General features: G+C 67.5%; 9 protein-coding genes. 6 read left to right on the forward strand and 3 right to left on the reverse strand.

Annotation, left to right across the window (positions count from 1 at the left end):
* Nucleotides 1-419 precede the first annotated feature (419 nt).
* Nucleotides 420-3,344: an excinuclease ABC subunit UvrA gene (gene uvrA, locus M1D55_RS22795; RefSeq protein ID WP_082928207.1), complete on the forward strand. Its 2,925-nt coding sequence runs from the start codon at nt 420-422 to the stop codon at nt 3,342-3,344.
* Here the strand turns inward: uvrA and M1D55_RS22800 are convergent.
* The 3 genes from M1D55_RS22800 to M1D55_RS22810 form a co-directional block, all read right to left on the reverse strand.
* Nucleotides 3,331-5,091, reverse strand: coding sequence for a Na/Pi cotransporter family protein (locus M1D55_RS22800; RefSeq protein ID WP_456281907.1), 1,761 nt, complete (start codon nt 5,089-5,091; stop codon nt 3,331-3,333). The genes uvrA and M1D55_RS22800 overlap by 14 nt on opposite strands.
* A gap of 171 nt (nt 5,092-5,262) precedes the next feature.
* Complete coding sequence (locus M1D55_RS22805; protein ID WP_006579156.1) at nt 5,263-5,835, reverse strand: adenine phosphoribosyltransferase; 573 nt, start codon at nt 5,833-5,835, stop codon at nt 5,263-5,265.
* Between the two features lie 61 nt (nt 5,836-5,896).
* Nucleotides 5,897-7,876, reverse strand: coding sequence for a monovalent cation:proton antiporter family protein (locus M1D55_RS22810; RefSeq protein ID WP_006579157.1), 1,980 nt, complete (start codon nt 7,874-7,876; stop codon nt 5,897-5,899).
* Nucleotides 7,877-8,120: 244 nt separating this feature from the next.
* Between M1D55_RS22810 and M1D55_RS22815 the strand changes: the two genes are divergently transcribed.
* The 5 genes from M1D55_RS22815 (at nt 8,121) to M1D55_RS22835 (ending at nt 13,041) form a co-directional block, all read left to right on the forward strand.
* Nucleotides 8,121-9,104 (forward strand): KpsF/GutQ family sugar-phosphate isomerase, encoded by a 984-nt coding sequence (locus tag M1D55_RS22815; RefSeq protein ID WP_006579158.1) that lies wholly within the window; start codon nt 8,121-8,123, stop codon nt 9,102-9,104.
* Between the two features lie 8 nt (nt 9,105-9,112).
* Entirely contained in the window at nt 9,113-9,742 is a 630-nt protein-coding gene (lptC, locus tag M1D55_RS22820) for an LPS export ABC transporter periplasmic protein LptC (protein WP_006579159.1), read from the forward strand.
* A gap of 80 nt (nt 9,743-9,822) precedes the next feature.
* The gene (gene lptA / locus M1D55_RS22825) at nt 9,823-10,452 is read left to right on the forward strand and encodes a lipopolysaccharide transport periplasmic protein LptA (RefSeq protein ID WP_053822969.1); all 630 of its coding nucleotides are present in this window, start codon (nt 9,823-9,825) and stop codon (nt 10,450-10,452) included.
* Nucleotides 10,453-10,549: 97 nt separating this feature from the next.
* Nucleotides 10,550-11,374, forward strand: coding sequence for an LPS export ABC transporter ATP-binding protein (gene lptB, locus M1D55_RS22830; RefSeq protein WP_006579161.1), 825 nt, complete (start codon nt 10,550-10,552; stop codon nt 11,372-11,374).
* Nucleotides 11,375-11,562: 188 nt separating this feature from the next.
* Entirely contained in the window at nt 11,563-13,041 is a 1,479-nt protein-coding gene (locus M1D55_RS22835) for an RNA polymerase factor sigma-54 (RefSeq protein ID WP_456282758.1), read from the forward strand.
* The last annotated feature ends 36 nt before the right edge of the window (nt 13,042-13,077 follow it).

A 13,077-nucleotide genomic window follows, 5' to 3' on the forward strand; every position in this document is an offset into this window, starting at 1 on the left:
GCCGCGGTACGCGGCCATGCCGGGGCGCCATCCAAACCGCCACCGTGGCCACCGTGCCGGGCGCCGGAGCCGCGCCCTCTCGCCGGCAGGCAGAGGCAGGGGCAACCCCGGAAACCGAAGTTCGGTATATTAGCAGGTTTGCTCCCGGCGCCCGGCGCCGGATCGGCGGGAAGCGGCCCGGCTGGCGAGGCAAGCGGCCGGCGGCACGAAGGTGGCGGCGCGCGGCGCCCGATGGCGGCGACAGCGGCGTCCGGATGGCGGCAAGACCGCCGCCCTACCCCCTCCCCGCCGGCCCGCGCCAAGGCCCCGGCCTGCTTCCTGCTTGAGCGTACGCCCGCAGCCGGCCATGGCGCGGGCGCTCCGTGAGACCGGCCTGTCGACCCCGACTGGCGGCCCCGCCTGGCGAAGACAAACGGTATATGGAAGAAATCAGAATCCGTGGGGCCCGTACCCACAATTTGAAGAACATCAATCTCGATCTGCCGCGCAACAAGCTGATCGTGATCACCGGCCTGTCGGGATCGGGCAAGTCCTCGCTCGCCTTCGACACGCTGTACGCAGAAGGCCAGCGCCGCTACGTCGAATCGCTGTCGGCCTACGCGCGCCAGTTCCTGCAGCTGATGGAGAAGCCGGACGTCGACCTGATCGAAGGCCTGTCGCCGGCGATCTCGATCGAGCAGAAGGCAACCAGCCACAACCCGCGCTCGACGGTCGGCACCGTCACCGAGATCCACGACTACCTGCGCCTGCTGTACGCGCGCGCCGGCACGCCGTACTGCCCGAACCACGACCTGCCGCTGCAGGCCCAGAGCGTGTCGCAGATGGTCGACGCGGTGCTGGCGCTGCCCGAGGACACCAAGCTGATGATCCTGGCGCCGGTGGTGGCCGACCGCAAGGGCGAGCACACCGACCTGTTCGACACGATGCAGGCGCAGGGCTTCGTCCGTTTCCGCATCCGCTCGGGCGGCGGCGCCGCGCACGAGGCGCAGGCCAAGGTCTACGAGGTCGATGCGCTGCCCAAGCTGAAGAAGACCGAGAAGCACAGCATCGAAGTGGTGGTCGACCGCGTCAAGGTGCGGCCGGACATCAAGCAGCGGCTGGCCGAATCGTTCGAGACCGCGCTGCGGCTGGCCGACGGCCGCGCGATCGCGCTCGAGCTGGACAGCGGCGCCGAGCATCTGTTCAGCTCGAAGTTCGCCTGCCCGATCTGCTCGTACTCGTTGCCCGAGCTCGAGCCGCGGCTGTTCTCGTTCAACAACCCGATGGGCGCCTGCCCGAGCTGCGACGGCCTGGGCCAGATCACGTTCTTCGATCCGAAGCGCGTGGTGGCCTTCCCCAACCTGTCGCTGGCCTCGGGCGCGATCAAGGGCTGGGACCGCCGCAACCAGTTCTATTTCCAGATGCTGCAGAGCCTGGCGGCGTTCTACGACTTCGACCTGGACGCCGCCTTCGAGGACCTGCCGGCCGAGGTGCAGCAGGTGGTGCTGCACGGCTCGGGCGAGACCGAGATCCCGTTCACCTACATGAACGAGCGTGGCCGCACCACCACGCGCTCGCACGTGTTCGAAGGGATCATCCCCAATCTGGAGCGCCGCTACCGCGAGACCGACTCGGTCGCGGTGCGCGAGGAACTGGCCAAGTACCAGAACAACCAGCCCTGCCCCGCCTGCCACGGCACGCGCCTGCGCACCGAGGCCCGCCACGTCAAGGTCGGCGACGGCGAACAGGCGCGCGCGATCTTCGAGATCAGCGGCTGGCCGCTGCGCGACGCGCTGACCTGGTTCCTGACGCTGCAGCTGCAGGGCGCCAAGCGCGAGATCGCCGACAAGATCGTGCGCGAGATCTCGGCGCGGCTGAACTTCCTGAACAACGTCGGTCTCGACTATCTGTCGCTGGAGCGCAGCGCGGACACGCTGTCGGGCGGCGAGGCGCAGCGCATCCGCCTGGCCTCGCAGATCGGCTCGGGGCTGACCGGCGTGATGTACGTGCTCGACGAGCCGTCGATCGGCCTGCACCAGCGCGACAACGACCGGCTGATCGGCACGCTCAAGCATCTGCGCGACATCGGCAATTCGGTGCTGGTGGTCGAGCACGACGAGGACATGATCCGCGCCAGCGACTATGTGGTCGACATCGGCCCGGGCGCGGGCGTGCATGGCGGCCAGATCGTCGCCGAGGGCACGCCGCCGCAGATCGAGGCCTCGCCGGCCTCGCTGACCGGCCAGTACCTGTCGGGCGAACTCAGCATCGAGGTGCCGGCTACGCGCACGCCGCCCGATCCGGAACGGATGCTGCGGATCCTGAACGCCAGCGGCAACAACCTGAAGCAGGTCAACGCCGAGATTCCGGTCGGCCTGCTGACCTGCGTGACCGGCGTCTCGGGCTCGGGCAAGTCGACGCTGATCAACGACACGCTGTATCCGGCGGTGGCGCGCCATCTGTACGGCTCGACGCCGGAACCGGCGCCGCACGACCGCATCGACGGACTCGAGCACTTCGACAAGGTCATCAACGTCGACCAGAGCCCGATCGGCCGCACGCCGCGATCGAATCCGGCCACCTATACGGGCCTGTTCACGCCGATCCGCGAGCTGTTCGCCGGCGTGCCGTCGGCGAAGGAGCGCGGCTACGATCCGGGCCGCTTCTCGTTCAACGTCAAGGGCGGACGCTGCGAGGCCTGCCAGGGCGACGGCGTGCTCAAGGTCGAGATGCACTTCCTGCCCGATGTCTACGTGCCCTGCGACGTCTGCCACGGCAAGCGCTACAACCGCGAGACGCTGGAGGTGCTGTACAAGGGCAGGAACATCTCGGAGGTGCTGGAGCTGACGGTCGAGCAGGCGCACGAGTTCTTCAGCGCGGTGCCGGTGGTGCGGCGCAAGCTGCAGACGCTGCTCGATGTGGGGCTGGGCTATATCCGGCTGGGCCAGGCCGCGACCACGCTGTCGGGCGGCGAGGCGCAGCGGGTCAAGCTGTCGCTGGAGCTGTCCAAGCGCGATACCGGCCGCACGCTGTACATCCTCGACGAGCCGACCACCGGCCTGCACTTCCACGATATCGCGCTGCTGCTCAAGGTCATCCACAAGCTGCGTGACCAGGGCAATACCGTGGTCATCATCGAACACAACCTCGATGTGATCAAGACCGCGGACTGGGTGCTGGACCTGGGCCCCGAGGGCGGGGCCGGCGGCGGGCAGATCATCGCGCGCGGCACGCCGGAGGACATCGCCGCCAGCAAGGCAAGCTTCACCGGCAAGTATCTGGCGCCGTTGCTGAAGCGCCCGGTGGAACAGGCCCCGGTGGAACAGGCCCCGGCGCAGGCCCGGGCGCGGGTCAGGCGCCGCTGACGCGCGGAGGCGCCCTGCCCTCGTCGGCGTGCACCCGCGCGGCGCGCGCCTGGGCAGGTGTGCCACCGGGGGCCGCGGGCGCAGCGGCGCCCTCGTCCTGCTGGCCGTCGTCTTCGCGCAGGCGGCTGCGATCGAGCGCCCCGGCCTCTTCCAGCACCGGATAGGCGGTCGCGCAGAACAGCGAGTTCAGCCGCTTCAGGTCGCTGATCACGTCCAGGTGCAGCGAGCTGGTGTCGATGCTCTCGATGGTCTGCGTGGCGACGCGGCGCAGGTGGGTATGCGAATACTTGCGCTCCAGTTCGCGGAAGGTCGCCTTCTCGCGCATCAGCTGCCGCGCGCTCTTCAGGTCGCCGTTCAGGAACACCGACAGCCCCAGCCGCAGATTGCTGATCAGCCGCGCATGCATCTCGGTGATCTCCTGCATGCCGGCTTCCGAGAACACCAGGTTGTGGGCGATCTTCTTGTCGCGCGCATCGAGCAGGATCCGCTCGATGATGTCGGCCGCATGCTCCAGATTGATATTGAGCGAGATGATCTCGGTCCAGCGGCGGCCGTCGCGCTCGTCGAGCGCCTCGACGCTGATGCGCGTCAAGTACAGCTTGATCGCGGTATAGAGATCGTCGATCTCGTCGTCGATGCGGCAGGTGGCGGCGGCCAGCTTGGCGTCGTTGGTCCGCAGCACGCGCAGCATGTTGTCGAGCATCTGCTCGACGCGGTCGCCGATGCGCAGCACCTCGCGCGCGGCGTTGGCCAGCGCCAGCGTCGGCGTGGACAGCGCGGCCGGATCGAGGTGGCGCGGCGTGACCTGGCTCTCGCCGGTGTTGCGGCCCGGCAATATCGCTTCGCACAGCCGCGCCAGCGGCGCGGTCAGCCCGATCAGCGCGACCGCCAGCACCACGTTGAACAGCAGGTGGAAATTGACGATCAGCCGCTGCGGGTCCGCATCGAGCGCGCGCAGCAGCGTCTGCGCCTCGTCCAGCAGCGGCAGCGCCACCACGCAGCCGAGCAGGCGCGACAGCAGATTGCCCAGCGTCACCCGTTTGCCGGGCTGGTTGTTGCCTGAGGTCGTCAGGAACGCCGAAATGCCGGAACCGAGGTTGGCCCCGAGCACCAGCGCCAGCGCGACGGGGATGGACACCACGCCCGCCGAGGCCAGCGCGCCGCAGAACAGCACCACCGCCAGGCTGGAATAGGACAGCACGGTCAGGAAGGCGCCGACCAGCATGTCGAGCGCGGTGTCGCCGGTCAGGCTGGCGAACAGCACCTTGACGCCGGCGGCCTCGACTACCGGACGGGTCGCATTGGAGATCAGCTCCAGCGCCAGCGTGATCAGCCCCAGGCCGATCAGCACGCGGCCGACGTGGCCCGGCCTGCTGCCCTTCCAGCTCAGATGCGCGATCACGCCGATGAAGATCAGCAGCGGCGACAGCCACGACAGGTCCAGCGAGAACACCTGCACCATCATCGCGGTGCCGACATTGGCGCCGAGCATGATGGCCAGCGCGGGCGCGACCGCGATCAGGCCCTGGCTGACGAAGGAGCTGACGATGACGGCGGTCGCATTGCTGCTTTGCACCAGGCCGGTCACGCCGAGGCCGGCGGCGAAGGCGGTGAAGCGATTGGCAACGCTGGCGGAGAGCACGTGGCGCAGGTTCGCGCCGTAGACGCGCAGAATACCGACCTTGACGATATTCGTGCCCCAGACCAGCAGCGCGACCCCGGAGAGCAGATGAAGCAGAACGCCCATGGTGTGGCACCCATTGCGGCCGGTGCGGCGGTCAGAGGCAGGGGCCGCCCGGCCCTTGTTGTGAATGAACGGCCATTATGCGCCCGCGCTGCGGACGAGGGCAACGCGGGGCGCCGGCGATGGTGCGCTTCGCAACGCTGGGCGGCGTTGCGGTTTTTGCGCGAAGGACGTTCAGTGGCCCTCGAATCGGCACACGGTAAAGAGCGGCAGGCCGCTGTCGAGCAGATGGCGCGAGCCGCCGAGCTCGGGCAGGTCGACGATCGCCGCGCCTTCCACCACGGTGGCGCCGAGCCGCTCGAGCAGCCGGCGTCCAGCCATCATGGTGCCGCCGGTGGCGATCAGGTCGTCGATCAGCAGCACGCGGTCGCCGGGCTTGCAGGCATCGGCGTGGATCTCGACGGTGGCGCTGCCGTATTCGAGCTCGTATTCCTCGGCCACGGTCTGGAACGGCAGCTTGCCCTTCTTGCGGATCGGCACGAAGCCCAGGTTCAACTCGTAGGCGACGATCGCGCCAAGGATGAAGCCGCGCGCATCGATGCCGGCCACCATGTCGAGGCCGGCGTCCATGTAGCGGTGCACGAATACGTCGATCAGCACGCGCAGCGTCTTCGGGTCCTGCAGCAGCGGCGTGATGTCGCGAAACATCACGCCGGGCTGCGGCCAGTCGGGCACCGTGCGGATGCGGTCGCGCAGATAGGTGGTCACGTCGCCTAGCGGCGGGGACTGGATGGTGGGAGCGGGCATGGTCGGAAACAACGGATGAAGGGGTTGGCTGAAGCGCCAGTCATCTAGGATAGCGGCTGCGTCAGCGCTCGGTGATCCGCTGCTCGGCCGCCTCGAGCGCCTCGGGCGTGCCGCGCAGCACCAGGATGTCGCCGGGTTCGAGCACGGTATCGGGCTGCGGATCGAAGGCACGAATGCCGCGCCGCCGCACGGCGGTGACCTCGACGCCGATATGCTCGAGCCCCAGCGTGCCGAGGCGGCGGCCGACCGCGGTCGCGTCCGGGCCCAGCGACAGCGAATGCAGCCGCACCGAGTCGCGCTCGATCATGTCCTCCTCGTCGTCGCGGCCGTGAAAGTAGCCGCGCAGCAGGCTGTAGCGCGCATCGCGCGCCTGCTGCACGCCGCGCACCACGCGCCGCATCGGCACGCCCAGCAGCACCAGCGCATGCGAGGCCAGCATCAGGCTGCCCTCGATGATCTCGGGCACGACCTCGGTCGCGCCGGCGCGCTGCAGCGCTTCCAGCTCGGAATCGTCGACCGTGCGCACGATCACCGGCAATGCCGGCTCGAGCTCGTGCACATGGTGCAGCACCTTCAGCGCCGACGGCGTGTTGGCATAGGTGATGATCACCGCCGCGGCGCGATGGATGCCGGCGGCGATCAGCGCCTCGCGCCGCCCCGCGTCGCCGTAGACCACCGTATCGCCGGCCGCCGCGGCCTCGCGCACGCGGTCCGGATCCAGGTCCAGCGCGACATAGCCGATGCCCTCGCGCTCGAGCATGCGCGCCAGGTTCTGCCCGCTGCGGCCGTAGCCGCAGATGATCGCGTGCTTCTCGGTCTGCAGGCTCTGCGCGGCGATGCGGGTCATGTTCAGCGACTGCAGCAGCCATTCGTTGGCGGCAAAGCGCATTGCGATCGCATCGCTGTACTGGATCAGGAACGGCGCCACCAGCATCGACAGCAGCATCGACGCCAGGATCACCTGCGTCAGCACCGGATCGACCAGGCCCAGCCCGTCGATCTGGTTCAGCAGCACGAAGCCGAACTCGCCGGCCTGTGCCAGCCCCAGGCCGGTGCGGATCGCCACGCCGGGACGCGAGCCGAACAGCCGCGCCAGCCCGGCGATCAGCACGAACTTGAACAGCACCGGCACGATCAGCAGCGTCAGTACCAGCCACAGGTTGTCGATCACCACGCGCACATTGAGCAGCATGCCGATGGTGACGAAGAACAGCCCGAGCAGCACGTCGCGGAACGGCTTGATGTCTTCCTCGACCTGATGCCGGTATGGCGTTTCCGCGATCAGCATGCCGGCCATGAAGGCGCCGAGCGCCATCGACAGGCCCAGCCGCTCGGTCAGGGCCGCCATGCCCAGCGTGACCAGCAGCAGGTTCAGCATGAACAGTTCCTGCGAGCGGCGCGCGGCCACCACGTGGAACCAGCGGCTGACCACGCGCTTGCCCAGCACGAAGATCAGCGTCAGCGCCACCACGATCTTGACGATGGCCAGCGCCAGCGCCATCGGCAGTTCGCCCGGGTCGCGCGACAGCGCGGGGATCACAATCAGCAGCGGCACCACCGCCAGATCCTGGAACAGCAGCACGCTGAAGATATTGCGGCCGTGCTCGGTCTCGAGCTCCAGCCGTTCGGACAGCATCTTGGAGACGATCGCGGTCGACGACATCGCCAGCGCGCCGCCCAGCGCGATCGACGCCTGCCAGGTCAGGTCGAACACCGCGCTGAACAGCCAGCCGACCGGCGCCACCGCCAGCATGGTCAGCACCACCTGGCTGCCGCCGAGGCCGAACACCAGCCGGCGCATCGAGCGCAGCTTGGCCAGATTGAACTCCAACCCGATCGAGAACATCAAAAAGACCACGCCGAACTCGGCAAGGTACTTGGTCTGGCCGGAATCGCTGGCCAAACCGAGCGCGTGGGGCCCGATCAGGATGCCGACCGCCAGATAGCCGAGCATCGGCGGCAGCTGCAGCATGCGGAAGGCGACCACGCCAAGCACGGCGGCGGCCAGCAGCACAAGGGTCAAGTCCAGCGGAGAATGCATTCGGGCGGGCCGGTGTGGGTGCGAGCGATGGTGCGGGCGGTGGTGCGGATTGCGGTGCGGCAGTGCAGCGGTTGCGGGCAGTAATGCAAGCGGTGGACCAGGAACGGACCTGCCCGGCCCGGCAGTGTTTCGTCAGGGGGCGGCCGGCCGGCGGAGACGGGACCCGAACGCGAAGGCCGACGCCGCGCCGGACGCGCTGCCACCGGCCCGGGCGCCATCGCATTCATTGGTATACTTCGTCGCCATGATAGCCAATTTCAATGCGGAAAGAGCACTCGAGCTCGCACGCCATACCCTGCAAATCGAAGCCGATGCGGTCGCCGCGTTGTCGTCGCGGCTGACGCCGGACTTCGCGCGGGCGGTGCGGCTGGTGCTGGAGTGCTCGGGCCGCGTGGTCGTTTCCGGCATCGGCAAGTCCGGCCATATCGGCCGCAAGGTCGCCGCCACGCTGGCCTCGACCGGGACGCCCGCCTTCTTCGTCCATCCTGCCGAGGCTTCGCACGGCGACCTCGGCATGATCACGCGCGACGACGTGCTGATCGCCTTCTCCAACTCCGGCGAGACCTCCGAACTGCTGTCGATCGTGCCGATCGTCAAGCGCATCGGCGCCAAGCTGATCTCGGTGACCGGCAATATCGAGTCGAACCTGGCGCAACTGGCCGACGCCCATCTGGACGCCCGCGTCGACAAGGAAGCCTGCCCGCTGAACCTGGCCCCGACCGCCAGCACCACGGCGGCGCTGGCGCTGGGCGATGCGCTGGCGGTAGCGGTGCTCGATGCGCGCGGCTTCGGTGAAGAGGATTTCGCGCGCTCGCACCCCGGCGGTGCCCTGGGACGCAAGCTGCTGACCCATGTGCGGGACGTGATGCGCACCGGCAATGCGGTGCCCGAAGTCCGCGAAAGCACGCCGCTGGCGCAGGCGCTGATGGAAATCACCCGCAAGGGCATGGCCATGACCGCGATCGTCGACGCCGACGGCCGCGCGATCGGCGTCTTCACCGACGGCGACCTGCGCCGGCTGCTGGAAACGCCGCGCGACTGGAAGACGGTGCCGATCGGCGAGGTGATGCATGCCAACCCGTTCACGGTCGGACCGGACCAGCTCGCGGTCGAGGCGGTGCAGATCATGGAAGCGAACCGCATCAACCAGCTGCTGGTGGTCGACGCCGACCAGCGCCTGGTCGGCGCGCTGCATATCCATGACCTGACCCGGGCCAAGGTCATCTGACGCACGCCATGCGGGATCTGTTTCCTTCCCTGTCCCGCCTCGCGCTGCGGCTGATGCCGCTGCTGCTGATGGCGCTGGTTGCCGGCAGTACCTTCTGGCTGGTGCAGGTCAATACGCCGCGCGAGGTCAGCGATACCGAACGCCAGAAGCGCCACGTGCCCGACTACTGGATGGAGCGCTTCACCGCCACCGAACTGGCCGAGGACGGCAGCACCAAGATGCGCTTCACCGGCGAGCGGATGATCCATTACGAGGACGACCAGACCTACGAGGTCACGCGGCCGGCGATGCGAGCCTACGAGCCGGATCGGCCGCCGGTGACCGGCACCGCCGACCTCGGCAAGATGAACGCCGACGCGAGCGTGATCGACCTGTTCGGCAATGCCCATATCGTTCGCGTGCAGGGCGCCGATCCGTCGCAGGACCCGCAGATGAGCGCGACGTCGAGCTACTTCCAGATCCTGATCAACGACGACATCGTCAAGACCGACAAGCCGGTCAAGCTGACGCGCGGCCCGTCGGTGATGACCGCCAACGGCCTGGTCTTCAACAATGTCACGCGCGAGGTCAATCTGCTCGGCAATGTGCGCGGCACCATCGTGATGGCGCCGCGCGGCGGCGGCAGCGCGAAACCATGACGCATCGCGCCCGCGCGCCAGGGGCGCACCCCTCGAACGTTCCCTCCCGGACAACGCCAATCAACGCCATCGTGGCCAACATGACCCTGACCCTGACGACCTGGACCCGCCGCCGCGCCACCGCCGTGCTGCTCGCCTTCGCCGCCGGCATGACGCTGGCCCTGCCGGCGCTCGCCGAACGCGCCGACCGCGACAAGCCGCTGGTGCTCGAGGCCGACAACGCCAGCTACGACGACGTCAAGCAGATCTATACGCTGACCGGCAACGTGGTGCTGACCAAGGGAACCATGGTGCTGAAGTCCGATGCCGCCGAGGTCCGCACCGACCCCGAGGGCTACCAGTACGCGGTGGCGACCTCGAAGGGCGGCAAGCAGGCCTACATTCGGCAGAAGCGTGACAACGTCGACGAGTACATCGACGGCTGGGGCGACCGCATCGAATACGACGGCAAGCAGGAAGTGGCCAAGCTGATCGGCAATGCGCGCATGGCGCGCCTGGCCGGCGCCAAGATCGTCGACGAGATTCGCGGCGCGGTGCTGACCTACGACAGCCGCAACGAGTTCTACACCGCGGCCGGCGGCAGCGGCAACGCGGCGCCGGCGAACCCGTCCGGCCGCGTGCGCGCGGTGCTGTCGCCGCGCCAGAGCCAGGGGACCGGCGGCAGCGGTGCCGGCGTGGACCTGAAGGGCTCGCCGACGGCCAAACCCTGACCCCGGCCTGCCTCGGTGCCTGACCCCGTGCCGCCCAGCACGCTTCGCCGCACCTTCGCAGCACGTTCGCATTAAGCAGTATCAAAGGATTGCCCACATGTCCGTTGCCGACACCGCTACCGCCACCGCTCCCGCCGCCAACGCCAACACCGCAGCCGGCGCTGGCGCCGGCACGATGCCCGTCACCAGCAATCTGGTGGTGCGCCATCTGAAGAAGCGCTACGGCTCGCGCACCGTGGTCAAGGACGTGTCGCTCGACGTCAAGAGCGGCGAGGTGGTCGGCCTGCTCGGCCCCAACGGCGCGGGCAAGACCACGTCGTTCTACATGATCGTGGGCCTGGTCGCGCTCGACGAAGGCGACATCGTGCTCGATGGCCAGCATATCAGCGGCCTGCCGATCCACGAGCGCGCGCGCATGGGCCTGTCGTACCTGCCGCAGGAAGCGTCGGTGTTCCGCAAGCTCAATGTCGAGCAGAACATCCGCGCGGTGCTGGAACTGCAGCGCGACAACGGCAAGGCGCTGTCCGCGGCCGAGATCGAGCGCCGGCTCGACAGCCTGCTCGACGATCTGCAGATCGCCCACCTGCGCAACAATCCTGCGCTGTCGCTGTCCGGCGGCGAGCGCCGGCGCGTCGAGATCGCACGGGCGCTGGCCTCGGCGCCGCGCTTCATCCTGCTGGACGAACCGTTCGCCGGCGTCGATCCGATCGCCGTCGGCGAGATCCAGCGCATCGTCAGCTTCCTGAAGGCGCGCAATATCGGCGTGCTGATCACCGACCACAACGTGCGCGAGACGCTGGGCATCTGCGACCACGCCTACATCATCAGCGAGGGCGCGGTGCTGGCGGCAGGCGAGCCCAAGGAAATCATCGCCAACGAATCGGTGCGGCGCGTTTACCTGGGCGAAAACTTCCGCATGTAATTGCTTGACCCGGGGCGGCACGACACGCGGCTGCCCCGCCCTGCGAGGCAGCGGCTTCGTACGCCGGCAAGCGATGCCACGATCATGCTCTGGTGATCCACCAGGCAATCGCTTCTGCCCACGCAATCGAAACTTCCGATAGCAAATTCCGTTCCATCGCGGCCGAAGTTGCGCATAAAATAGGCCGCATGAAACCGTCGCTACAGCTACGCCTCTCCCAGCATCTGGCCCTGACGCCGCAGCTGCAGCAGTCGATCCGGCTGTTGCAGTTGTCCACGCTGGAACTGCAACAGGAAGTCGAGCAGGCGCTGACCGAGAATCCGCTGCTCGAACGCGAAAACGACTGGATCGAAAGCCCGCTGCGCGTCGCTGCCGACGGGTCGGTCAATGTGCAGACCGCCACCACGACGCCGCCCGCCGAACCGGCGGCGCCCGCGGACTCGCGCGCGGACGGTGCCGCCGCGGCCGACGATGGCTATGCCGACGGCGCGGGCGAAGATTATGGCGGCGACTGGAGCCTGGACGACTTCGCCCGCCGTCCGCAAAGCGATGAGGACGAAAAAACGCCGCTGCAATTGCGCGACGCCGAGCCCACGCTGCGCGAATATCTGATGGAGCAATTGGCTCCGCTGAAAATCTCGACGCGCGACAAGGGCCTGGCGATTTTCCTGATCGAATCGCTCGACGACGACGGTTATCTGAGCGCGTCGCTCGAGGAAATCCTGTCCGAATTGCCGGAAGAGCTCGAATTCGAACTGGACGAAGTGCATGCGATGCTGACGCTGCTGCAAAGCTTCGATCCGCCCGGGGTCGGCGCACGCAACGCAGCAGAATGCCTGTCGCTGCAACTGCGCCGCATCGAACATCCGCAGCGCGACCTGGCGATGACCATCGTCCGCCATCACCTCGAACTGCTGGCCGCGCGCGACTACACGCGGCTGAAGAAGGCCCTGCAGGTCGACGACATGCAGTTGAAGGCCGCGCACGAGCTGATCCGCTCACTCGCGCCGTATCCTGGCCACGCCTACAGCCGGCCGGAAGCGGACTTCGTGGTGCCCGATGTATTCGTGCGCAAGAGCGGCCACAACTGGATCGCGCAGCTCAATCCCGATGTGATGCCACGGCTACGCATCAACGATATGTATGCGCAAATCTTGCGCGGCGCGAAAGGCGATACCGGCGCCGCGGGATTGCAGCAGAAACTGCAGGAGGCGCGCTGGCTCATCAAGAATATCCAGCAGCGTTTCGACACCATTTTGCGCGTCGCACAAGCCATCGTGGAGCGGCAAAAGAATTTCTTTACGCACGGCGAAATTGCGATGCGCCCCTTGGTTTTGCGGGAGATAGCCGATACACTGGGTCTACACGAGTCGACTATTTCTCGTGTGACGACCAATAAGTACATGGCCACCCCGATGGGGACATTCGAGCTGAAATATTTCTTCGGCAGTCATGTATCGACCGAGACCGGCGGTGCCGCGTCTTCCACCGCAATCCGTGCGCTGATCAAGCAGCTGATAGGAGCCGAAGACCCCAGAAACCCGTTGTCCGACAGCCGGATTGCCGAACTGCTGGGGGAACAAGGCTTCGTCGTGGCGCGACGTACCGTCGCCAAATATCGTGAAGCCTTGAAGATCCCGGCCGTGAACCTTCGCAAGTCTTTGTAGCCGAGTCGCATCGCCTGCCTGGTGCGGCTCTTTCAG

This window comes from Cupriavidus sp. JZ107 (assembly GCF_053903255.1).

Coding starts and splice junctions, on each gene's coding strand:
- uvrA (WP_082928207.1), top strand. CDS start 420: ATGGAAGAAATCAGAATCCGTGGGGCCCGTACCCACAATTTGAAGAAC.
- M1D55_RS22800 (WP_456281907.1), bottom strand. CDS start 5,091: ATGGGCGTTCTGCTTCATCTGCTCTCCGGGGTCGCGCTGCTGGTCTGG.
- M1D55_RS22805 (WP_006579156.1), bottom strand. CDS start 5,835: ATGCCCGCTCCCACCATCCAGTCCCCGCCGCTAGGCGACGTGACCACC.
- M1D55_RS22810 (WP_006579157.1), bottom strand. CDS start 7,876: ATGCATTCTCCGCTGGACTTGACCCTTGTGCTGCTGGCCGCCGCCGTG.
- M1D55_RS22815 (WP_006579158.1), top strand. CDS start 8,121: ATGATAGCCAATTTCAATGCGGAAAGAGCACTCGAGCTCGCACGCCAT.
- lptC (WP_006579159.1), top strand. CDS start 9,113: ATGCGGGATCTGTTTCCTTCCCTGTCCCGCCTCGCGCTGCGGCTGATG.
- lptA (WP_053822969.1), top strand. CDS start 9,823: ATGACCCTGACCCTGACGACCTGGACCCGCCGCCGCGCCACCGCCGTG.
- lptB (WP_006579161.1), top strand. CDS start 10,550: ATGTCCGTTGCCGACACCGCTACCGCCACCGCTCCCGCCGCCAACGCC.
- M1D55_RS22835 (WP_456282758.1), top strand. CDS start 11,563: ATGAAACCGTCGCTACAGCTACGCCTCTCCCAGCATCTGGCCCTGACG.